The following is a 21451-nucleotide window of genomic DNA, read 5'->3' on the forward strand; positions in this document are numbered from 1 at the left end:
GGTGCCGGGTCGGGCGCGGCTCCCCTCTCCCGTCTGGGAGAGGGGCCGGGGGTGAGGGTGGCTCAGGCTCAGGATAAATCTCGAACCGTCGCGCTGCGCAGCTCGACGCCGAGCGACCGATCCGGACGCCGAGCCACCCTCACCCCTACCCCTCTCCCAAACCGGAGAGGGGATCCCGCGCTTCACCCGGCGCCGGACGGCGCGGCCTCGGCCCCGACCGGATCCGCCGATGACCGACTCCCCCTACCCCCGCGACCTCGTCGGCTACGGCCGCACCCCGCCGCACGCGCAATGGCCGGACGGCGCCCGCATCGCGGTGCAGTTCGTCATCAACTACGAGGAGGGCGGCGAGAACTGCCTGCTTCACGGCGACCGGGCCTCGGAGGCGTTCCTGTCGGAGATCGTCGGCGCGCAGGCCTGGCCGGGCCAGCGCCACATGAGCATGGAATCGATCTACGAGTACGGGTCCCGGGTCGGGTTCTGGCGCCTGCACAGGCTCTTCACCGAGCGCAGCGTGCCGGTGACGGTCTACGGTGTCGCCACCGCCCTCCAGCGCAACCCGGACGCGGTCGCGGCGATGCGCGAGGCCGGCTGGGAGATCGCCTGCCACGGCCTCAAGTGGATCGACTACCGCGACTTCTCCTACGAGGAGGAGAAGGCCCACATGAGCGAGGCGATCCGGATCCACACCGAGGTGACCGGCGAGCGCCCGCTCGGCTGGTACACGGGGCGGACTTCGGAGAACACCCTGCGGCTGGTGATGGAGGAGGGCGGCTTCCTCTACTCGGCGGATTCCTACGCCGACGACCTCCCCTACTGGGTCGAGGGCCCGCGGGCGCCCCAGCTCGTCGTGCCCTACACGCTCGACGCCAACGACATGCGGTTCGCGACACCGCAGGGCTTCAACGCGGGCGACCAGTTCTTCGCCTACCTGCGCGATTCCTTCGACGTGCTCTACGCCGAGGGCGCCGAGACGCCCCGGATGCTGTCGATCGGCCTGCATTGCCGCCTCGTCGGCCGGCCCGGGCGGATCGCGGCGCTCGCCCGCTTCCTCGACCACGTGGCGGCGCATGACGACGTCTGGGTGACCCGGCGCATCGACATCGCCCGGCACTGGGCCAGGACCCACGCGCCCGCCGGCCTGACCCCGAGCCGGATGGGCCGCGCGCTGTTCGTCGAGAGCTTTGGCGACGTGTTCGAGCACTCGCCCTGGGTGGCCGAGGGCGCCGCTGCCGCCGGGCTCTCCGGCATGCAGGACTCGGCCGACGGGCTGCATGCCGCGATGGTCGAGGTGATGCGGGCGGCCGAGCCGGAGCGGCTTCTGGCTCTCATCCGCGCCCATCCCGACCTCGCCGGCCGGGTGGCGGCCGCCGACCTCGCGCCGGAATCCCGCGCCGAGCAGGCCTCGGCCGGCCTCGACGCTCTCGATGCCGAGGGCCGCGCCCGCTTCCTCGACCTCAACGAGCGCTACCGCACGCGGCACGGCTTCCCGTTCGTGATGGCGGTGCGGGGCAAGAGCCCGGACGAGATCCTGTCGCAACTGGCAGAACGGCTGGACAATTCGCCCGAGGACGAGCGGGCCCGGGCGCTCGCCGAGATCGAGACCATCGCGCTGCTGCGGCTCAAGCAGCGGCTGCCGTCGCTGCCGGACGTGTTTTCGGCGACGGCGTAACTGTCTCGATCGACGCTCGAAATCCCTAGCCGGCAATCCGGGACTCGCCGAAGGCGGGAACCCGGGATCCATAACCGCTGACGTCTCAGGACAAGGCGACCAGCGTTCCGCTTCATCCTGAAGCGCCGGCGGTTATGGATCCCGGGTTCCGCTGCGCGGCCCCGGGATGACCCTGTGCGTTGGAAGCGTGGTGTGAAAGCCAGCTTGCCCGGCCGACTTACGTCCCGAACCGCTCCGCCCGCCCGTGCGGCGCCTCGTAATCCAGCACCGGCCCGAGCGGCACGATTCCCGTCGGGTTGATGGTCGGGTGGCTCTCGTAATAGTGCCGCTTGATGTGGGTGAGGTTGACCGTCGGGGCGATGCCGGGAGTCTGGTAGAGGTCGCGCAGGTAGGGCGCGAGGTTCGGGTAGTCGGCGATCCGGCGCAGGTTGCACTTGAAGTGCCCGACATACACGGGATCGAACCGGACCAGCGTGGTGAACAGCCGGATGTCGGCCTCGGTCAGCCGCGCACCCATCAGGTAGCGGCCGCGATCGAGGCGGGCGTCGAGGGCGTCGAGCTCGTCGAAGAGCGCCGTCACCGCCTCCTCGTAGGCCTCTTGCGCGGTCGCGAAGCCGGCCTTGTAGACGCCGTTATTGACCCGGTCGTAGACCCGGGCATTGAGGGCATCGATCTCGGGTCGCAGGTCCTCCGGGTAGAGGTCGGGTCCACTGCCGCCGAACGCGCCATTCAGCATCCGGATGATCTCGGCCGACTCGTTCGACACGATCGTGCCGCGCACCTTGTCCCACAGGACCGGCACGGTGACCCGGCCGGTATAGTGGGGATCGGCCTTGAGGTAGACCTCGTAGAGCCGGCTCGCGCCGTTGAGCGTGTCCGGCCCGGCGCCCGGGCTGTCGCCGAACACCCAGCCTTCGCGGCCCATATGCGGATCGACCACCGAGACCGAGACCGCGTCCTCGAGCCCCTTGAGGGCCCGCACGATCAGGGTGCGGTGCGCCCACGGGCAGGCGAGCGAGACGTAGAGGTGGTAGCGCCCCGCCTCCGCCGGAAAGCCGCCCTCCCCGCTCGGGCCGGATCGCCCGTCCGGGGTGACCCAGTTGCGGAAGGCCGCGTCCTTGCGCACGAAGCGCCCGCCGGTCTCCTTGGTGTCGTACCATTGGTCGTGCCAGACGCCGTCGACCAGAAGCCCCATCGCGCCCTCCTCACCCGCCGTCGGCGTTAATCCACCCGCGTCCACATCTGCTTCTTGCAGATCAGCCCGCCGAGCACGCAGCCCGACAGTTCGAGCACGTTCGGCCCCTTCATGGCGAGCTTGCCCGAATAGGTCTTGCCGTCGCGAAAATTGTAGAGCGAGCCCTCCCAGCCCTCGCCGGACGGGCGCATGTCGCGGCTGAGCGCCACGCCGACGAGGCTGCGGCCGCGTAAGCCGGGATCGGGGTTGTTCACATCCTTGGTCTCGCCGGCCATCACCTTGGAGATGACACCGCAATAGGCGGCGCCACAGCGGCTGATGCGGATCTGCGAGTCGCCCGCGGGCGTGAGCCAGGTCCCTAGGGGCTGGGGACCCGCCTGCGCGTGGGCGAGAGCCGGGGCGCAGGCGAGGAAGAGGGCGGCGAGACGGACGGGACGCAACGGTCAGGGCTCCGAGACGGCGGAATCGAAGCCCCGACCTAGCGCCTTCCCGCCCGTCCCGCCATGCGGTCAGGCGCTCACGCGACGAGCTCCGGGAACGGCACGATGGTGGATTTCACCGTCTTCATCGCCATCGCGTCCTTCACCGCCTGCGACACGCCTTCCTGCGTGAACGGATAGACCGACTGCATCTCGAGCCACGGATACTTGTCGCGGGCGCGGTAGAGCATGTCGACGCCGAGCGGCAGGTCGTTGCCGGTGAAGGCCCAGGAGCCGAGCACGTTCAGGTCCTTGGAGCAGATCCGGTGCCAGGAGGTCTCGATCTTCCCCGCATCGGTGAACTGGCCCATCTCGACATAGGTGCCGCCGTCGCGCAGGAACTCGATGCCCTCGGGGCCGGCGCTCGGGTGGCCGGAGCAATCCATCACCAGGTCGGCGCCGAAGCCGCCGACGATCTCGCGCACCGCCGCGATGCGGGCCTCCGGCGTCGTGACCTCCGTGATGTCGACGGTGGCCTCGGCGCCGAACTTGCGGGCGAGCGCGAGGCGCGGCTCCTCCGGCGCGCCGACGCAGATGACGCGGCCGGCCCCCATCTCCTGCGCCGCCGCCACCGCCAGGATGCCGATCGGCCCGGAGCCCTGGATCACCACCGTGTCGCCCCACTTGAACCCGCCGGCCCGCGTCGCCCGGTTGAAGGCGCGGATGCAGGAGGTCAGCGGCTCGGACAGCGCGCCGAGGCGAAGCGACATGTCGTCGGGCAGCTTGTAGACCTTGGTGCCCGGCAGCATCTCGAGGTCGACATAGACGTACTCGGCCCAGCCGCCCCACAGGTGCGGTGCCTTGTCGAAGCCGAGATAGCGCCCGTAATAGACCGGGGTCAGGCACTTGTTGGCCTGCTCCGGGTAGTGGACGCAGTAATAGCAGTGCCCGCAGGGCATCAGCGGCGGGATCATCACCTTCGACCCGACCTGGAGCGGCTTCTCCATGAAGTCGGCGGTGAACTCCTCACCCTTCTCGACGATGACGCCGCCGATCTCGTGGCCCAGCGTGAAGGGCCACGGCAGGGGCTTCGGCCAATGGCCCTTGAGGATGTGCTGGTCGGTGCCGCAGACGCCGCAGGCCCCCACCTTGATCAGGGCGGCCTTGCGCGGAACCTTCGGCCAGGGCACCGATTGGATGACGGGTTCCGCCCCCGGGCCCGCGAACGTGGCCACGCGGATCTCAGGCTTGCTCATCGGCGCTTCCTCGGCTGGCTGTTCTGGCGCGGCGCGGAGCCGCGAGCCGGGTCGTAGCCCGGCCGCCCCCACCCTAGCATCGTATTCGGATGGCGCATCCCAATCGGGCGCGATCGATGACGGGGGACGGCCATGGCCGAGGTGACGACCGCGCGCCGCGGCTGGATCGATGCCGTGCTGGAGCGGATCGAGCCGCCGCCGCTCTCCTCCTGGGCCTACGCCGTGCGGATCTGGCTCGCCATGATGCTGGCGCTCTATGCCGGGTTCTGGCTCCAGCTCGAGAGCGCGTCCTCGGCGGCCGTCACGGTGGCGATCCTGGCCCAGCCCCGGCGCGGGCAGGCCCTGTCGAAGGCAGCCTACCGGTTCCTCGGCACGGTGATCGGCTTCGCGGTCGCGATCCTGTTCGCCGCCCTGTTCGCGCAGGACCGGGTCGAGCTGCTGGTCGCCTTCGCGACCTGGATGGGGCTGTGCGTCTTCGTCGCCAACTACCTGCAGGGCACCAAGGCCTACGGCGCCATGCTGTCGGGCTACACGGTGGCGATCATCGCGATCAGCAACATCGACGCGCCGCAATCGGTCTTCGCCACCGGCGTCGAGCGCGTCGCCGCGATCACGCTCGGCATCGTGTCGATCACCTTCATCAACGACGCGCTGGGCGCGCCTTACGTCTTCCCCGAGCTCAGCGCCGGCCTAGCCAGGGCCCGCGACGCGGTCAGGGACTTCGTCCGCAGGGCGGTGCAGGACGGCGATCCGGGCCCGGAGGACGCCGCCGACGCGATGCGCCTCGTGGCCGCGCCCCGCGACGCGATCGGGGTGGTGGCGACGGAGTTCCACGACGGCGAGAACCGGGCGGCGGGCGCCCGCAGCGCCGTGGCGGCCCTGTTCGCCTCGGTGGCGGCCGCCCGATCCTTCGCGCTGGCGGTGGCGCGCTCGGGCGACCCTGACGACCTGCGGACCAGAGTGCTCGCCGGCCTCGACGGCGACCGCGACGCCCTGCCCGCCCTGGTGGCCCGCCTCGACGCGCTGGCGGCGGGCGATCACGCGGATACCGATGCCGTGCTGCTCCACCGGCGCGCCATCGACCTCCTGCGCCAGGACAGGCTGGCGGAGGACGGGATCACCGCGTTGGAGACCGGCCGCGAGCCGCTCCGCGACATGCGCCTGCCGGTGCACCGCGACTTCCCCGATGCGTTGCGCAACGCCGCCCGGGTCGTCATCACGATCGCGGTCAGCGCCGCCCTCTTCATCCTGAGCGGCTGGCCGGCGACCTCCTCGGCGCTGCTGCAGGTCTCGGCCTTCGCGGCCCTCGCCTCGATCAACCCGAACCCGATCGGCTTCGCCACCGGTGCGCTCTGGGGCATGCCGCTCGCCGCGGCCTGCGCCGGATTGGTCGAGTTCCTCGTCCTCGACGGCGGCCAGGGCTTCCCGCTCCTCGCCATCGCGATGGCCCCCGTCATCGTCACCGCCTGCCTGCTCAGCCTGCGGCCGGCGACCGCGAGCCTCGGCTTCATCCTGCTGGTGTTCTTCCCCGTCGTGCTGTCGCCGGCCAACCCCCAGCCCTACAACCCGGAATCCTACGTCAACGCGAGCGTGCTGTTCTGCGTCGCCGGGCTGATCCTGTTCCTGGTGATCCGGATCGTGCTGCCGACCACCGACGCCCAGCGCCGGCGCTGGTCGTTGCAAGCGGCCCGGGCCGACGTGATCGACGCCCTGTCGGGCGAGCCGCAGGAGGCCGACGAGCGGGTCAACCTCGACGCCGACCGCCTGGTGCAGTTCGCCGGCTGGGGCGGCACCGCCGGCGCCGTCCGCCGCGCCACCCTGCGCCACGCCTTCGCGCTCGCCGCCCTCGACACCGCCGCCGCGGGCGCGCAAGCGGGCCTCAACCAGCTCGCCGGAACGCCGGCCTATGACGGGGCGGTGCGTCAGGCCCGGGCCGCCCTGCGACGGGCGGAAGCCGAGCCCTTGCGGGAGGCGGGCGCCGCCCTCCTCGCGGCCGTCCGCACCGCGCCGGCCGAATCGCGCCGCATCGCAACACGGGTCGTGGCCGACCTCGCCACCGCGTCCTATGTCGTCGAGGGGCAGGGCCGGGTGCTGCGGCGCCTCGACCTGTGGAGGTCGCGCTAGGCCATGTTTCACGAACTGACGATCGGCGGGGTGCTGGTCTCCCCCTTCGTCGTCTATGCGGGCGCCGCCCTGGCGATCCTGCTCGGCCTTCGGCCGCTCCTGCGGCTGATGCGCTTCGAGCGGGTGTTCGCCAACCCGCCGCTCGCCGAGGCGGGGCTCTACGTCTGCATCCTGGCGCTGCTGATCGTGCTGGTCTGAGGAGGGAAACGTGGCGGTCAAGCGGACGACCCGGGGCCGGCGCCTGTTGCGGATCCTCGCCACCCTCGTGGTGCTGGCTCTGGCCGCCGCCGCGGCGCTGATCGTCTGGCAGTACTACGTCACCGCGCCCTGGACCCGGGACGGGCGGGTGCGGGTGCAGGTGTCGAGCATCGCCCCCCAGGTCTCGGGCCAGATCACCGAGCTGCGCGTCGTCGACAACCAGCTCGTCAAGAAGGGCGACGTGCTCTACGTGATCGACCCGTTCGACTTCAAGGTCGCGCTCGATTCGGCAAAAGCCGACGTCGAGAACCGGGCCGCCGACCTCCAGGTCAAGCGCGCCCAGGCCGCGCGGCGCGAGGCGCTGACCACGGTCTCGACCTCGATCGAGGAGAAGCAGCAATTCGCCGGCACCGCCAAGCAGGCGGAGGCCGCCTTCGCGCAGGCGCAGGCCCAGGTCGCCCAGGCCGAGATCAACCTGAAGCGCACGGAGGTCAGAAGTCCCGTCAATGGCTACGTCACCAACCTGCTCCTGCGGGTCGGCGACTACGCCAGCGCCGGTACCCGCAACATCTCGGTCATCGACGCCGATTCGTACTGGATCGACGGCTATTTCGAGGAGACCAAGATGGAGCACATCCGGGTCGGCGATCCGGCGACCGCGGCCCTGATGGGCTATTCCGCGCCGATCCGCGGCCGAGTCGACAGCATCACCCGCGGCATCAGCACCCCGAACGCCGCGGCGAGCACGCAAGGCCTCCCCAGCGTCGATCCGGTCTATACCTGGGTCCGCCTCGCCCAAAGGGTGCCGGTGCGCATCCGCATCGAGGCGGTGCCGCCGGAAATCGCGCTGGTCGCCGGCATGACCGCGACCGTCTCGGTCGGCGCCTATGCCGAGCCCGGCGACCGCCTGCGCGACGTGTTCAGCGCCTTCGTCGACCGCCTCGGCCCCAGGCGGCCGGAGGACGCCGCCGTCTCGCCGGCCGGAATCACCACCACGGTCAAGGGCCCGCACGACGTCTCGACCCTGCCGGCCCCCGACCCGAGGGCGGGGCCGAGCGCCGACGAGATCGCGCCCGGCATCGCGCCCGGCATCAACGAGGCGCCCGAGACCCCGAAGGACAACCCGTCCCGGGATCAGCGCGGCTCGCATCGCCAGGGCAATGGCCGCGCCGCACGGGATTGACACGCTCCCGCTTCGCACGGCACAGGAGAGGGGCTTCACCGCGCGCGGGCGTGGCGGAATTGGTAGACGCAGCGGACTCAAAATCCGCCGTCCTCACGGATATGTCGGTTCGAGTCCGACCGCCCGCACCACCTCCCTCGAAACCCCCGATCCTCCCATCGCTGCCGCCGGCATCAGTCTGGCTGCGCCAGCTACGCTCCGCCTACCGGCTTGCGGTGCTCGCGGAACGCCGCCGTGATGGTACGCAAGGTCGCCCTCGTCCGCGCATCGGACAGCGACGAGTGCAGGACGATCTCGTGGGAGGGCAAGGGCGGCAGGCCGAGCTGACCGCCGACCTCGACGGAATCTGACGGCGCGAGCCGGCACGGAAACGCCGCGACCGCGAGCCCCGCCGAGATGGCCGCCGCGTTGGCGGCCGTGCCGCCGACGAAGACCTCGATCCAGGGAATGCCGGCGCGGTCGAGCAGGCGCGTCGCCGCGTCGCGCACCGCGCAGCAGGGGGAGAGCGTGGCGAGCGGCAACGGCTCGCCCGCGCGCAGCGCGAAGTCCGGGGCGGCGAACCAGCCGAAATGCTCCGGCCCCAGGACTTCCCCTTCGCGCCGGTCGTCGTCGCTGCGGATGATCACGGCGTCGAGGGTCCCGCCCTCGAAGGCCTCCATCAGCGTCCAGGCATTGTCGAGCAGGACCTCGATCGTGAGGGCCGGGTCGAGGCTCTTCAGCCGCGCGAGCAGGGTCGGCACCTCCGGACCCATCACGTGACTGGCGATGCCGAGCCGGAAGCGGCGACGCGCCACCGTCAGCCCGGCGACGGCGCGCTCATGCGCCGCCAGGAAGTCCTGCGCCGGACCGATGAAAGTCTCGCCCTGCGCCGACAACCGCACCTGCCGGGGCGTCCGCTCGATGAGCCGATGGCCGAGCCGGTCCTCCAGCCGCTTCAGCTTCACGCTGACGGCGCCCTGCGTCGTGCCCAGAGCCTCCGCCGCGCGGGTGAAGCTCCGGTGCTCCGCCACCAGCACGAAGGCCCGGACGGCATCGACATCCAGCGTCAGCACGGTCGCCACCCATCATGTTCCGTTGTCACTGATATAGTCTGCCATCGCGTTGTGTCATGGTCGAGACCGGAACAACCTGCGGCGCCGTCACCCACGCTGCCGCGGCGGGGGCGTCCGCGATGACGGACCAACGCGCACCGTCATCGTGCCTCCCGCGACGGCAGCCCGCACAGGAGCCGTCCATGTCCACCCCTCGACCGCGGCGCAAAGTCCTCGCCCTCGCGGCCATTTGCCTGTCCGCCCTGATGCTGGGGCTGGAGATCTCCAGCATCCCGGCGATCCTGCCGACCCTGGAGCAGGTTCTGCCGGCCGACTTCCGGCAGCTGCAATGGATCATGAACGCCTACACCATCGCGATGACGACCTGGCTGATGGCGATGGGCGCCCTCGCCGACCGCTTCGGCCGCAAGCGCGTCTTCCTCGCCGGCATCGCGGTGTTCGGCGCGGCTTCCCTGGTCTGCGGGCTCGCCGCCAGCGCATCGTTGCTCATCGCCGCCCGCTTCCTCCAGGGCAGCAGCGGCGCGGCGATGCTGGCCTGTCAGGTCGCCGTGCTCTCGCACCAGTTCCGCGACGGCCCGGATCGCGGCCGGGCCTTCGGCTGGTGGGGCATCGTCTTCGGCATCGGCCTCGGCTTCGGTCCGCTCGTCGGCGGCGCCATCGTCGCCCTGTCGACCTGGCATTGGGTCTTCCTCGTCCACGCCGTCCTGGCCGTCGTCGCGATGCTGCTGGCCCGGGCCGGCGTGGAGGAATCCTCCGATCCCCACGCGGTGCGGATCGACCTCGCCGGCATGGTCACGCTGTCGCTGGCGGTGTTCTGCCTCGTCTTCCTCATCACGAGGGGACAGGCCCTGTCGCCCGACGATCCGGCCGGGCTCGCCACGGCCGCCCTCGGCGCGCTGGGCTTCGCCGCGTTCGTCGCCGTCGAGACCCTGACGGCCCGGCCGATGTTCGACTTCCGCGCCTTCCGCATCCGCCGCTTCTCGGGCGCCCTCCTCGGCGCGAGCGGCATGAATTTCAGCTTCTGGCCGTTCGTGATCTACCTGCCGATCCACTTCCAGGCGGTGCTCGGGCTCGACAGCGTCGGGGCCGGCCTCGCGCTCCTCGCCTACACGCTGCCGACCCTGTTCGTCCCGCCCGTCGCCGAAGCGCTGCTGCGGCGCCATGGGCCGCACCGTGTCATCCCGCTCGGTCTCTTCACCATCGGGCTCGGCTTCGTGCTGATGCGCACCGCCACGGCCATGGATCCGGCGAGCTGGGCCGCGATGCTGCCGGGCTGCCTCCTCGCCGGAGCCGGCCTCGGGCTCACCAACACGCCCGTCACCAACACGGCGACCGCCGCGGTCCCGGCCGAGCGGGCCGGCATGGCCTCGGGCATGGACATGAGCGCCCGGATGATCTCGCTGGCGATCAACATCGCCCTGATGGGCTTCATCCTGGTGCAGGGCATCCGCGCCAGCCTTGCGCGCCTGCTGCCGCAAGCACAGGCTGACCTTCTCGACCGGCTGGCCGAGACGATCGCCGCCGGCAACCTCGCGGCCGGGATGCCGGGCGGGGTCGAGTTGGGCGCCGCGGCGGCGCGCGAAGCGCTGCTCGACGGCTTCGGCTGGGTGATGCTCTACGCGGCCTTCTGCGCCTGGGCGATGGCGGCGCTCAGCCTCGCGGCGTTCCAAGGCGGAAGGGTCCCGATCGAGGCGGAGAGCCGCGTCTGAGGGAATGTCGCGGCAGGTGCTGCAACCTCGGTGCATGCCTCACCGATCCGCCAGCGCCCGCTCCAGCACCGGCAGCACCCGCGCATCCGCCATCTGCGCCACGTTGAAGCGCATCCGGTCCCCGGCCGTGCGCGAGACGCTGAACACGTCGCCGGGGGCGAGCACCACGCCCTCGCGGAGCGCTGCCCGGGCTACGTCCGCGGCGTCGCGGCCCTCCGGCAGGCTGCACCAGAGATAGAATCCGCCCCGCGGCATCAGCCAGGGTCGGATGCCGAGGGGGGCGAGCCGTCCGGCGGCCTCGCGCCGGGCCCGGTCGAGGCGGCGGCGCAGGGATTCGAGGTGCTTGCGGTACTGCCCGTCGCCGAGCACGCCCGCGACCAGCTCCGCCGCGACCGGGCTGACCCCGCCGAAGCTCGTCGCCACCTGGAGGTCGATCAGGGCCTCAATCCACTCGGCCTTCGCCACGACGTAGCCGCAGCGGATCGAGGCCGAGAGGGTCTTGGAGAAGCTGCCGATCCGGATCACCCGCTCCAGCCCGTCGAGGGCGGCGAGCCGCGGCGAGGGCTCCGGCTCGAAGGCCGCGAAGATGTCGTCCTCGACGATTCCCACGTCATAAGCGGCGGCCGCGTTGAGGATCCGGTGGGCGACGGCCGGCGAGAGCGTCGCCCCGGTCGGGTTATGGAGGGCGGAGTTGGTGACGTAGAGCCGCGGGCGGTGCGTGGCCGCGGCCTCCGCGAAACGCTCCGGGTCCGGTCCCGCCTCGGTATAGGGCACGCCGACCACGGTGGCGCGGTGGGCGCGCAGCAGCGCCTGGAAATTGAAGTAGCACGGATCGTCGACGAGCACCGTGTCGCCCGGCCGCAGCAGCAGGCGGCAGATCAGGTCGATCGCCTGCGTGCCCGAGCCGGTGAGCAGGACCTGGTCGGGACCGACCGCCAGCCCCTCGCCGGCGCATTGCCGCGCCAGCAGCCGGCGCAGGGGCAGCGGCCCCCGCGTGGCGCCGTAATCGGTAAGCACCGCGTCCTCGGTCCGGGCGAGGCCGCGGGCGGCCCGGCGGAGCGCCGCCACCGGCATCCAGGCCGGCGGCAGCCAGCCGCAGCCGGGCTTCGGGATCGCGGGCTCGCCGTCGAGGGATTGCCGCGAGACCCAGAGCGGGTCCACCGCCCGGTCGAGGCGCGGGCCGGCCTCGGCGACCGCCGGGGCTGAGGCCGGCGCCGCGGCGTAGAAGCCGGCACCGGGCCGCGAGCGCACCGCCCCTTCCGCCGCCAGGCGCTCGTAGGCCTCGACCACCGTCGAGGGCGAGACGCCCATGGCTTTGGCGAGCCCGCGGATCGACGGCAGCGTCTCGCCCGGCGCCAGCCCCCGCGCGGCGATCCGCCCCCGGATCGCCGCCATCACCGCCGCCGTCCGGCCGCCTTCCGCCATCGCCCCTCGTCTCCCGACAGTGTGGGTGATCCGACCCGTACAGTTCGGCGCGACTGTATGGGACCGTACCTTCGTGGGGTAGTTCGTCGCGCGGTATCTCTCCGGCAGCATGCAGAGCTTTCGGGGAAGTGATTCGCACCATGCAGCGGTCGGCGGACGGGTGGGGCAGCGGGCTCCTCGGGGTGGTGATCTTCAGCGGCTCGCTGCCGGCGACGCGGGTGGCGGTGGGGGGCTTCTCGCCGCTGTTCCTCACCTCGGCCCGGGCGGTGATCGCCGCCATTCTGGGGGCGGCCCTGCTGTGGGGCTTGCGGCAGGCGCGGCCGGCCCGGTCCGACCTCGCCTCGCTGGCCATCGTGGCGCTCGGGGTGGTCCTGGGCTTCCCGCTCCTGACGGCGCTCGCGCTCCAGCACGTCACCTCGGCGCACTCGATCGTGTTCATCGGCCTCCTGCCGCTCGCCACCGCCCTGTTCGGGGTCCTGCGCGGGGGCGAGCGGCCGCGGCCGGCGTTCTGGCTGTTCTCGCTCCTCGGCAGCGGCGCAGTGGCGGGGTTCGCCCTCCTCCAGAGCGGCGCCGGCTCGCTCGCCGGAGACCTGCTGATGCTCGCCGCGATCCTGCTGTGCGGGCTCGGCTACGCCGAGGGCGCGGCCCTGTCGCGTCGCCTCGGCGGCTGGCAGGTGATCTCCTGGGCGCTGGTCCTCGCCCTGCCGGCGATGCTGGTCCTGGCGCTGGCGACCCGGCCGGCGGGCGTGGCGGGGGTCGGCGCTCCCGCCTGGCTGGGCCTCGCCTACGTCTCGGTGTTCAGCATGCTGGTCGGGTTCGTGTTCTGGTACCGCGGCCTGGCGCGGGGCGGCATCGCCGGGGTGGGGCAGTTGCAACTGCTCCAGCCCTTCCTCGGCCTCCTGCTGGCGGGGCTGCTGCTCGGCGAGCCGGTCGCGCCGTCGATGGTCGTCGTGACCGGGCTGGTGGTCCTCTGCGTCGCCGGAGCCAAGCGGTTCGCGTGAGCGAACCGCCCATAGCAAGGAACGTGGTTCGCGTGAGGAAACCGCCCCATCCCGGGCCAAGCTCTGACGGCGACGGTTGACGAGCTGTTTACGGCATCGTGCGCATCTTACGCACCATGCGTCGTGGCATCGTAGCGTTCTCAGCCTTCACGCTTTTCGGCCTGGGGCTCACCGGATGCGCGCTCAACCGGTTTGAGCAGCGCGAACCCTGGCGGAATCAGGCCGAAGAGGTCTGCCTCGCCCAGAAACTCGTTCGTCCGAGCGAGGACATCCAGCCGGTCAAGGAGATCGACGGGCCGGGCGTCTGCGGCATGGTGCACCCGTTCCGGGTCACCCGGCTCGCGGGCGGCACCGTGGCGCTCAAGCAGCGCATGACGCTGGCCTGCCCGATCATTCCCGAGGTCGAGGCCTGGCTCGCCGGCACGGTGCAGCCGGCGGCGGAAGTGTATTTCGGCCAGCCGGTCGTGGAGATCAATTCCGGCTCGTATTCCTGCCGCGGCCGCAACAACCAGGTCGGCGCGAAGCTCTCGGAGCACTCGTTCGGCAACGCCGTCGACGTGATGTCCTTCCGCTTCGCCGACGGCTACGTCGTGACCGTCAAGGGCGGCTGGCGCGGCACCGAGGCCGAGCAGGGCTTCTTGCGCGAGGTCTTCCTCGGCGCCTGCAACCACTTCACGACCGTGCTGGCACCGGGGTCGAACGTCTACCACTACGACCACCTGCATCTCGACCTGGCGCGGCACGACCCGAGGGGCCTGCGCCGGATCTGCAAGCCGCTGATCAAGTACGAGTCGCGGCTGCCGCCGCCCGGCACCCCACTCTCGCCGATCCGCAAGAAGCCGGCCTGGCAACCCGCCCCCGATCCGGCGCCGATCGACGTCGAGGAGGACGATCCCTACGGCCTGTCGCCGACGAGCGCCCGGGAGACCGGCACGAAGGTCGCCCGTGCGCCCTCCCCTCGCCCGGCACCGGTCCAAGCCTACGCCCCGCCGCCCGTCTCGCGGCCGGCTCTGGCCGCCGAGCCCCGCGCCCTGCCGGAGCCGCTGCCGCTCGGCAGCCCGACCTGGTCGTCGGGACCGATCTACTGAGAAGTCTCAGGCCGGCGCGCCGCCGAGATCCGCCACCACGGCACGGCGCGCCGCCGCGTCCTCGGCCAGGCGGTGGAGGTGCATCTCGGTCGCGCCGCGGGCGCGGGCGCGGGTGAGCCAGCCGCGGGCGAGGCGCTCGCGCGGGCTCTCGCCGGCAGCGGCCACCGCCACCAGCTCGGCGGTGCCGTCGCCGCCGCGGCGCACCGCGATCACCACCGCCTCGCCGACCTCCGCCGGATCGTCCTCGAGGGCGTGGATCCCCACCACGTAGCGGCGGCCGGAGCGGCCGCGCCAGGCGCTCAGCGGCAGGGCCGGGGTGCCGCGCAGGCCGTTGGCCGTTCTCAGGCGCTCCTCACGCACGTCCATTCTCCTCGCGCGGTCGTTCTGGATGTCCCGCATCGCCACAGACCAGGACAGGGCTCGTTTGTTCGCCATTTGTTCCAGCCTAGTTCCGATTCCGGAGGTCCGTCAAGCGCGAACGATCGGAGTTCACCGGATCTGGAGAGGCGGTGCGCCGGGTTCAAGGCCGGGGTCGGCGGAGGGTGCGTGAAAGGGCGCCGCGGCCGGGTTTTCCCGGCCGCGGCGCGGTCGTTCACCAGCGATGATGCCACCCGTGGTGACCCCAGCCACCGCCCCAGCCGACCCGGCGGTAACCGTAGCCCCAGGGTCTGTGCCAGCCGACGGGGCGGTAGCCGTAACCCCACGGCCGATGCCAGCCGACGCGCCGATAACCGTAGCCCCAGCGCGGGCCGACGACGACCGGGCGGTAGCCCACGACCGGGGCGTAGACGACCCGCGGCCCGAAATTCGGACGGCACCAGCCGTGCCAGTTCCGGTGGAACCCGGGGCCGCAGCCGTCACGCGCCTCCGCGGTCGTTCCCGTGCCGACGAAGGCGCCGACGGACAGGATCGCGGCGCCAGCAATCATGCTCCAACGCATCATAGCCTCCTGTGGAGTGAGGCCCATGAAATGCACGAGGGGGCGAAATCGTTTCGCGGATTACGAAGAGTTCATGTTTCGCGGCGCGCATCCGCGCAACGGCTGTGCTTGCGCGACGTCCGGTCGTACAGAAAACCAAGAAATTACTGGTATTTTTGAACTATAATCGCTTGATGGCCGAGATTTCTGCGCCTTCCAACCTCCATCCTCATCCAGCGGTCGTGAGTGGGATGGGATGGTTCCGAAGGACCCGGCCCCTTACGTCTCCTGCGACCGCGCTGCGGCGTGCGCCGACTTGGGCATCCCCGCTTCCCGCACCAGGGCATCCGAGGCGGTCTCGATCCGCTCCTGCAGCTCGGCGAAGAACCGGTCCTTCGGCAGGCCCGGCGGAATCGCGGGCAGGAACTCGATGACGGCCGTGCCCGGCCGGTAGGTCAGGCGGCGGCGCCCCCAGAACACCCCGGTATTGAGCGCGACCGGCAGGCACGGCACGCCGAGCCGGTCGTACATGTGCACGACGCCGTACTTGTAGGCCGGCGGCGCATCCGGCGCGCGCCGCGTGCCCTCGGGGAAGATGATCAGGCGGCGGCCGTCCGCCATGGCGGCGGCGGCCTCCTCGTTCATCAGCGCCAGCGCCCGTGAGCCCTTCGAGCGGTCGATCGCCACCATCTCGCTGCGGCCGAGGTACCAGCCGAACAGAGGCAGCCACATCAGCTCGCGCTTGAGGATGTAGCTGAAGTCGTCGAGCACCGTGACGAGGGCCACGGTCTCGAGGGCCGACTGGTGCTTGGCAGCTACGAGGCACGCCCCGGCCGGGCGATGCTCCAGCCCGCGAAACTCGACCCTGAGGCCGACGATGGCCTCGAGCAGCCGGAGGGTGATCCGGCCCCAGGTCTGGGCCAGCCACACCACGCTGCGCCGGGTGGCGAGGGCCGGCAGGCCGCCGATCAGCAGCGCGGCGGTGACGAGGTAGAAGGCGACGGTGAACAGGATCGAGCGGACGAGGGGCATAGCGAACGGCAACGGCGAACCTTCGGGCCGGGCCCGTGAGGCCGGCCGCGGACGGACGGGGATGCGGCGTCGAGGTCGAAGCGCCGCCCGCGGGATGCGGTCGGCCCTCCTTAGAGCATTTCCGCCCGCGCGTAACAGTGAATGGGGGGCGGCGGCGCACCGTCCGGACGGATGCCGGGGCGGAAAAAACGTGCTTTAAGCCTCGACGGACCCGCGCACGAGACGCGGGGAGCACGCCATCGGTCCGGACAGCCGGGCCCATCCGAGGGAGGAACCCATGACCACGCTCACGCGCCGCCGCGCGCTCCATCTCGCCGTCGCCGGCGCCGTCGCGGGCCCGGCGGTGTTGCGCATCACCCGGGCGCACGCGGCCGAGTACACCCTGAAGGCGGCCAACAACACGCCGATCAGCCATCCCCTCACGGTCTACATGACCAAGGCGACGGACGCGATCCGCGAGGAGACCGGCGGCAAGGTCGACGTCAAGCTGTTTCCCAACAATCAGCTCGGCGGCGACACCGACATGCTGAGCCAGCTGCGCTCCGGCGCGCTGGAATTCTTCACCCTCTCGCCCCTGATCCTCGCCACCCTGGTGCCGGCGGCCTCGATCAGCGGCGTGGGCTTCGCCTGGAACGGCTACGACAAGCTGTGGCCGGCGATGGACGGCGACTTCGGCGCCCATGTGCGGGCGCAGATCGAGAAGTCGGGCCTCTTCGCCTTCGACCGCATCTGGGAGAACGGCTTCCGCCAGACCACCTCGTCGACCCGGCCGATCCTGAAGCCGGAGGACTTCAAGGGCTTCAAGATCCGGGTCCCGCCGAGCCCGATGTGGACCTCGATGTTCAAGGCCTTCGACGCCGCCCCGATGACGATCAACTTCGCGGAAGTCTACTCGGCGCTGCAGACCAAGATCGCCGAGGGTCAGGAGAACCCGCTGACGCTGATCGACACCGCCAAGCTCTACGAGGTACAGAAGTACCTCTCGAAGACCAACCACATGTGGGACGGCTTCTGGCTCCTGTCGAACGGCAAGGTCTGGCGCGGCCTGCCGCAGGACGTGAAGACCGTGATCGCCAAGCACTTCAACGCCCAGGCGGTGGCGCAGCGCGAGGACATGGCCAAGCGCGCGAGCACGACCGAGCAGGACCTGCGCGCCCGCGGCCTCACGATCCAGGACGTCGACACCAAGGCGTTCCAGGCCAAGCTGCAATCGGCCGGCTTCTACAAGGAGTGGAAGGGCAAGTTCGGCGACGACGCCTGGGCGCTCTTGGAGAAGCACACCGGGCCGATCGCCTGACGGCGGCAAGGCTCACCGGCGCGCTCCGGCGGCGTCACGCCGCCGGGGCGAGCACGGCGCGGCCGAACAGGTAGCCCTGCGCCTCGGTGAAGCCCTCCTCGTGGATCACCGCGAGCTGGGCCGGCGTCTCGACGCCCTCCGCCACCGTCTCGATGCCGAGGCGGCGGCCGAGCTCGGCGACGACGCCGACGATCGCCCGGCAATCCGGCCGCTCGACGGCGTCGCGCACGAACGAGGCGTCGAGCTTGATGCGGTCGAACGGGTAGGCGCGCAGGCGCCCGAGGGACGAGAAGCCGACGCCGAAATCGTCGAGCGAGATGCGCACGCCCATGGCGTGGAGGAGGTGCAGGTCGTCGACGATCCCGTCGGCGGTGTTGCTCAGCACCGTCTCGGTGATCTCGAGTTCGAGGCGCCGCGGGGCGAGGCCGGTCTGCCGCAGGATCTCGCCCACCGCCCGCGGCAGGCTGCCATCGCCGAGCTGACGCACCGAGACGTTGACGCAGACCCGGGCCGGATCGGTCCAACCGGCGGCGTCCCGGCAGGCCCGGTCGAGCACCCACAGGCCGAGCACCCGGATCATGTCCGACTTCTCGGCGAGCGGGATGAACCGTCGCGGCGAGACCGGGCCGCGCTCCGGATGCGTCCAGCGCAGCAGCGCCTCCTGGGCGTTGACCCCGCCATGGGCCAGCCCGACGATCGGCTGGTAGGCGACGCCGAGCTGGCCGGCCGCGATGGCGTGCCGCAGATCCTGCTCCAGGCGCTCCTCGTCGCTGCGCTCGGTCTCCAGCTCCGGCGTGAACGGCCGCCAGGCGGCCTTGCCGGCGCCCTTGGCGGCGTAGAGCGCGCAATCGGCCTGGTGCAGCATCGCGTCCGGCGTGGTGGCGCCGTCCGCGAAGGCGATGCCGATGCTCGCCGTGACGTGGCGCGGCCGCTGGTCCTCGATCGCGTAGGGCCGGGCGAGGTCGATCAGCAGCCCCTCGGCGAGCGGGACCGCGAGGTTCCCGGCCGCTCCCGGCAGCAGCAGGGCGAACTCGTCGCCGCCGAACCGGGCGGCGAGCCCTCCCTCCGGCACGGCGCGGCGCAGGCGCTCGGCCACCTGCTGCAGCAGCGCGTCGCCCGCCTGGTGCCCGAGATCGTCGTTGACGGCCTTGAAGCCGTCGAGGTCGAGGAACAGGAGCGCGGTCCCGGCCGGGAGCGCGCCGTCGACGGCGCCCTCGTGCAGGTGGCGCCACAGCTTCGCCCGGTTGGCGAGGCCGGTGAGGGCATCGTGATGGGCGAGCCGGCTGATCTCCAGTTCGGCCTCGCGCTGGCGCGTCACGTCCTCGAAGGTGACGACGAACGCTCCGCCGGGCACGCTCCGGCGCACCAGGGCGATCGCGCGGCCGTCCGGCGCGGGGACCACCACGGTCTCGCCGCGGGCGAGCGCCGCCTCGTGGCCGGCGAGCAGAACGGTGCCCTCCGGCGGCCCGGCCTCGGGACCGGCGAAGGCGAGGGCCCAGAGCGCCGCGATCGGCATTCCGACGAGGTCGCGCCCGCCGGCCGCCGGAAACAGCGAGAAGAAGCGCTGGTTGAGGAGCCGCACCTGGCCGTCGGCATCGAACAGGCACAGCCCCTGCGACATGGTCGAGAGAGCGAGGTCGAGGATCAGCGCCACGGCCTGGAACTGGCCGCCCTCCTCCTCCGCGCGCGGGGTCGCGTCGCGGATGATCTGGGCGTAGCCGGCGAGGGCCTCGCCGTCGCGAAGCGCCTCGATGACCGTGTGGGCGCGGAACCGGGTGCCGTCGCGGCGCGGCCACCATCCTTCCGTGTCGTAGCGCCCGGTCTCCCGCGCCGCCGCGAGAGCCGCCGCGCTCTCCTCGGGCGAATCGCCGTACGCGAAGGCGCGGCCGATCACCTCCGCCGCGGGAAACCCGGTCAGGCGCTCGGCGCCCGGATTCCAGGCCGCCACCCGGCCGTCCGGATCGAGGAGGCAGAGGGCGTGGTCCGGCGCGTTCCAGACGAGGCGGGAACAGGCGTCGTGCAGAGCGGAGCCCACATCGGATTTGTCCACCCGCACCGCGCTCGCTTCACTCCGCATCGCCAATAAGCCCCGTCGCGCCGCGCTGGGGCCGCCGCGCGCATCTCACGAGACCCTACGGTATGCGATTCAAGGCCGGAGGTTGAGTCGCATTCTCGTCTTATGCCCCACGGCCGTCTCGGCGCGGTACTCCGGACTCCCTCACTCCCACTCGATCGTGCCGGGGGGCTTGGAGGTGATGTCGTAGGTCACCCGGTTGATGCCCTTGACCTCGTTGATGATCCGGGTCGCGACCCGGCCCAGGAACGCCATGTCGAAGGGATAGAAATCCGCCGTCATGCCGTCGACCGAGGTGACGGCACGCAGCGCACAGACGTGGTCGTAGGTCCGCCCGTCGCCCATCACGCCGACGGTCTTGACCGGCAGGATCACCGCGAAGGCCTGCCAGATCGTGTCGTAGAGACCGGCCTTGCGGATCTCTTCCAGGTAGATCGCGTCGGCCTTGCGCAGCGCATCGAGCTTCTCGCCCGTGATCTCGCCGGGGCAGCGGATGGCGAGGCCCGGGCCCGGGAAGGGATGGCGGCCGACGAAGGCCTCGGGCAGGCCGAGCTCGCGGCCGAGCACCCGCACCTCGTCCTTGAACAGCTCGCGCAGGGGCTCGACGAGCTTCATGTTCATGCGGGCGGGCAGGCCACCGACATTGTGGTGGCTCTTGATCGTCACCGACGGACCGCCGGTGAACGACACGCTCTCGATCACGTCGGGATAGAGCGTCCCTTGCGCCAGGAAGTCGGCGCCGCCGATCTTCTTCGCCTCGGCCTCGAACACGTCGATGAACAGGCGGCCGATCGTCTTGCGCTTGACTTCCGGGTCGGTGACCCCGGCGAGCTCGCCAAGGAACAGGTCGGAGGCCTCGACGTGGACGAGCGGGATATTGTAGTGGTCGCGGAAGAGGCGGACCACCTCCTCGGCCTCGCCCTGGCGCAGCAGGCCGTGATCGACGAAGACGCAGGTGAGCTGCTCGCCGATCGCCTCGTGGATCAGCACCGCCGCCACCGCCGAATCGACGCCGCCCGAGAGGCCGCACAGCACCTTGGCGCCGCCGACCTGGGCGCGGATCCGCTCGATCGCCTCCTCGCGGAAGGCGGCCATCGACCAGTCCCCGGTGCAGCCGGCGATGTCGCGCACGAAGTTGCGGATGAGGAGCGCGCCGTGCGGGGTGTGCGCCACCTCGGGGTGGAACTGCACCGCGTAGAACTGGCGCGCCTCGTCGGCCACCGCCGCGAAGGGGGCGTTGGGGGAGATCGCCACGGTGGTGAAGCCGTCGGGCAGCTTCGTCACCCGGTCGCCGTGGCTCATCCAGACCGGGTACTTCTCGCCGACGTGCCAGACGCCGCGAAACAGCGCGCTGTCGGCGATGATCTCGACCTCGGCGCGGCCGAACTCGGCGTGGTGGCCGCCCTCGACCTCGCCGCCGAGCTGCGCCGCCATGGTCTGCTCGCCGTAGCAGATGCCGAGCACCGGCACGCCGGCCTCGAAGACCGCTTGCGGCGCCCGCGGCGAGGAGTCGACCGTGACCGATTCCGGCCCGCCCGACAGGATCACCGCCCGCGGCTTCATCGCCGCGAAGGCCGCCTCGGCCGCCTGGAACGGCACGATCTCGGAATAGACCCCCTCCTCACGCACCCGTCGGGCGATGAGCTGGGTCACCTGGCTGCCGAAATCGATGATGAGGATCTTGTCGTGCTCGGTCGTCATGCGACGATGAGTTAGACGAGGCTCGGGCCTCGCGCAACGCGCCGGACCGCGGATCCCGGGTGCGTTCACGGCATTAACCGGATGTTCAGGCGCTAACGGCGAGTGA

General features: G+C 71.4%; 17 protein-coding genes, 1 tRNA gene and 1 pseudogene. 9 read left to right on the top strand and 10 right to left on the bottom strand.

Features of this window, described 5'->3' with window-relative positions; translation table 11 throughout:
- Nucleotides 1-229 precede the first annotated feature (229 nt).
- Complete coding sequence (puuE, locus tag DK412_RS18820) at nt 230-1672, top strand: allantoinase PuuE (RefSeq protein ID WP_109973189.1); 1443 nt, start codon at nt 230-232, stop codon at nt 1670-1672.
- A 217-nt stretch (nt 1673-1889) separates the two neighbouring features.
- Here the strand turns inward: puuE and DK412_RS18825 are convergent, their stop codons facing one another.
- From DK412_RS18825 to DK412_RS18835, 3 genes are all read right to left on the bottom strand, one after another.
- The gene (locus tag DK412_RS18825) at nt 1890-2867 is read right to left on the bottom strand and encodes a glutathione S-transferase family protein (protein ID WP_109973190.1); all 978 of its coding nucleotides are present in this window, start codon (nt 2865-2867) and stop codon (nt 1890-1892) included.
- 26 nt (nt 2868-2893) lie between these two features.
- A complete protein-coding gene (locus tag DK412_RS18830; RefSeq protein WP_109973191.1) occupies nt 2894-3307 on the bottom strand; it encodes a DUF2147 domain-containing protein in 414 nt (137 codons plus the stop codon).
- Nucleotides 3308-3384: 77 nt separating this feature from the next.
- On the bottom strand, nt 3385-4542 hold the full coding sequence (locus DK412_RS18835; RefSeq protein ID WP_109973192.1) for a zinc-binding dehydrogenase: 1158 nt from the start codon (nt 4540-4542) through the stop codon (nt 3385-3387).
- Nucleotides 4543-4674: 132 nt separating this feature from the next.
- Between DK412_RS18835 and DK412_RS18840 the strand changes: the two genes are divergently transcribed.
- The 4 genes and pseudogenes from DK412_RS18840 (at nt 4675) to DK412_RS18855 (ending at nt 8178) form a co-directional block, all read left to right on the top strand.
- Nucleotides 4675-6666, top strand: coding sequence for an FUSC family protein (locus DK412_RS18840; RefSeq protein ID WP_109973193.1), 1992 nt, complete (start codon nt 4675-4677; stop codon nt 6664-6666).
- A 3-nt stretch (nt 6667-6669) separates the two neighbouring features.
- Complete coding sequence (locus DK412_RS18845) at nt 6670-6864, top strand: DUF1656 domain-containing protein (RefSeq protein WP_109973194.1); 195 nt, start codon at nt 6670-6672, stop codon at nt 6862-6864.
- Between the two features lie 10 nt (nt 6865-6874).
- Nucleotides 6875-7747, top strand: a pseudogene (locus DK412_RS18850) (HlyD family secretion protein); the annotation flags it as partial.
- A gap of 344 nt (nt 7748-8091) precedes the next feature.
- Nucleotides 8092-8178: transfer RNA gene (locus DK412_RS18855), tRNA-Leu, on the top strand.
- 60 nt (nt 8179-8238) lie between these two features.
- On the opposite strand, the gene DK412_RS18860 is transcribed toward DK412_RS18855, so the two are convergent.
- A complete protein-coding gene (locus tag DK412_RS18860) occupies nt 8239-9099 on the bottom strand; it encodes a LysR family transcriptional regulator (RefSeq protein ID WP_204165618.1) in 861 nt (286 codons plus the stop codon).
- Nucleotides 9100-9281: 182 nt separating this feature from the next.
- Between DK412_RS18860 and DK412_RS18865 the strand changes: the two genes are divergently transcribed.
- A complete protein-coding gene (locus DK412_RS18865) occupies nt 9282-10808 on the top strand; it encodes an MFS transporter (protein WP_109973197.1) in 1527 nt (508 codons plus the stop codon).
- Between the two features lie 39 nt (nt 10809-10847).
- Here DK412_RS18865 and DK412_RS18870 read toward each other — a convergent pair whose 3' ends face one another.
- On the bottom strand, nt 10848-12233 hold the full coding sequence (locus DK412_RS18870; protein ID WP_109973198.1) for a PLP-dependent aminotransferase family protein: 1386 nt from the start codon (nt 12231-12233) through the stop codon (nt 10848-10850).
- A 140-nt stretch (nt 12234-12373) separates the two neighbouring features.
- Between DK412_RS18870 and DK412_RS18875 the strand changes: the two genes are divergently transcribed.
- Nucleotides 12374-13234, top strand: a complete 861-nt coding sequence (locus DK412_RS18875; protein WP_109973199.1) for a DMT family transporter — start codon at nt 12374-12376, stop codon at nt 13232-13234.
- Between the two features lie 116 nt (nt 13235-13350).
- Nucleotides 13351-14322, top strand: a complete 972-nt coding sequence (locus DK412_RS18880) for an extensin family protein (protein ID WP_109973200.1) — start codon at nt 13351-13353, stop codon at nt 14320-14322.
- Nucleotides 14323-14328: 6 nt separating this feature from the next.
- On the opposite strand, the gene DK412_RS18885 is transcribed toward DK412_RS18880, so the two are convergent.
- From DK412_RS18885 to DK412_RS18895, 3 genes are all read right to left on the bottom strand, one after another.
- The gene (locus tag DK412_RS18885) at nt 14329-14682 is read right to left on the bottom strand and encodes a hypothetical protein (RefSeq protein ID WP_245447082.1); all 354 of its coding nucleotides are present in this window, start codon (nt 14680-14682) and stop codon (nt 14329-14331) included.
- 232 nt (nt 14683-14914) lie between these two features.
- Nucleotides 14915-15265 (bottom strand): hypothetical protein, encoded by a 351-nt coding sequence (locus DK412_RS18890; RefSeq protein WP_204165400.1) that lies wholly within the window; start codon nt 15263-15265, stop codon nt 14915-14917.
- A 255-nt stretch (nt 15266-15520) separates the two neighbouring features.
- Nucleotides 15521-16273 (bottom strand): lysophospholipid acyltransferase family protein, encoded by a 753-nt coding sequence (locus DK412_RS18895; RefSeq protein ID WP_109973203.1) that lies wholly within the window; start codon nt 16271-16273, stop codon nt 15521-15523.
- A 277-nt stretch (nt 16274-16550) separates the two neighbouring features.
- On the opposite strand from DK412_RS18895, the gene DK412_RS18900 reads away from it, so the two are divergent.
- On the top strand, nt 16551-17570 hold the full coding sequence (locus DK412_RS18900; RefSeq protein ID WP_109973204.1) for a TRAP transporter substrate-binding protein: 1020 nt from the start codon (nt 16551-16553) through the stop codon (nt 17568-17570).
- A gap of 34 nt (nt 17571-17604) precedes the next feature.
- On the opposite strand, the gene DK412_RS18905 is transcribed toward DK412_RS18900, so the two are convergent.
- Nucleotides 17605-19620, bottom strand: a complete 2016-nt coding sequence (locus tag DK412_RS18905) for an EAL domain-containing protein (RefSeq protein WP_162596244.1) — start codon at nt 19618-19620, stop codon at nt 17605-17607.
- A gap of 168 nt (nt 19621-19788) precedes the next feature.
- Nucleotides 19789-21345, bottom strand: coding sequence for a glutamine-hydrolyzing GMP synthase (gene guaA / locus DK412_RS18910; RefSeq protein WP_109973206.1), 1557 nt, complete (start codon nt 21343-21345; stop codon nt 19789-19791).
- Nucleotides 21346-21451 lie beyond the last annotated feature (106 nt).

This window comes from Methylobacterium sp. 17Sr1-1, assembly GCF_003173775.1.
Lineage (GTDB): Bacteria > Pseudomonadota > Alphaproteobacteria > Rhizobiales > Beijerinckiaceae > Methylobacterium.

Coding starts and splice junctions, on each gene's coding strand:
- puuE (WP_109973189.1), top strand. CDS start 230: ATGACCGACTCCCCCTACCCCCGCGACCTCGTCGGCTACGGCCGCACC.
- DK412_RS18840 (WP_109973193.1), top strand. CDS start 4,675: ATGGCCGAGGTGACGACCGCGCGCCGCGGCTGGATCGATGCCGTGCTG.
- DK412_RS18845 (WP_109973194.1), top strand. CDS start 6,670: ATGTTTCACGAACTGACGATCGGCGGGGTGCTGGTCTCCCCCTTCGTC.
- DK412_RS18880 (WP_109973200.1), top strand. CDS start 13,351: ATGCGTCGTGGCATCGTAGCGTTCTCAGCCTTCACGCTTTTCGGCCTG.
- DK412_RS18865 (WP_109973197.1), top strand. CDS start 9,282: ATGTCCACCCCTCGACCGCGGCGCAAAGTCCTCGCCCTCGCGGCCATT.
- DK412_RS18870 (WP_109973198.1), bottom strand. CDS start 12,233: ATGGCGGAAGGCGGCCGGACGGCGGCGGTGATGGCGGCGATCCGGGGG.
- DK412_RS18875 (WP_109973199.1), top strand. CDS start 12,374: ATGCAGCGGTCGGCGGACGGGTGGGGCAGCGGGCTCCTCGGGGTGGTG.
- DK412_RS18835 (WP_109973192.1), bottom strand. CDS start 4,542: ATGAGCAAGCCTGAGATCCGCGTGGCCACGTTCGCGGGCCCGGGGGCG.
- guaA (WP_109973206.1), bottom strand. CDS start 21,345: ATGACGACCGAGCACGACAAGATCCTCATCATCGATTTCGGCAGCCAG.
- DK412_RS18900 (WP_109973204.1), top strand. CDS start 16,551: ATGACCACGCTCACGCGCCGCCGCGCGCTCCATCTCGCCGTCGCCGGC.
- DK412_RS18895 (WP_109973203.1), bottom strand. CDS start 16,273: ATGCCCCTCGTCCGCTCGATCCTGTTCACCGTCGCCTTCTACCTCGTC.
- DK412_RS18825 (WP_109973190.1), bottom strand. CDS start 2,867: ATGGGGCTTCTGGTCGACGGCGTCTGGCACGACCAATGGTACGACACC.
- DK412_RS18890 (WP_204165400.1), bottom strand. CDS start 15,265: ATGATGCGTTGGAGCATGATTGCTGGCGCCGCGATCCTGTCCGTCGGC.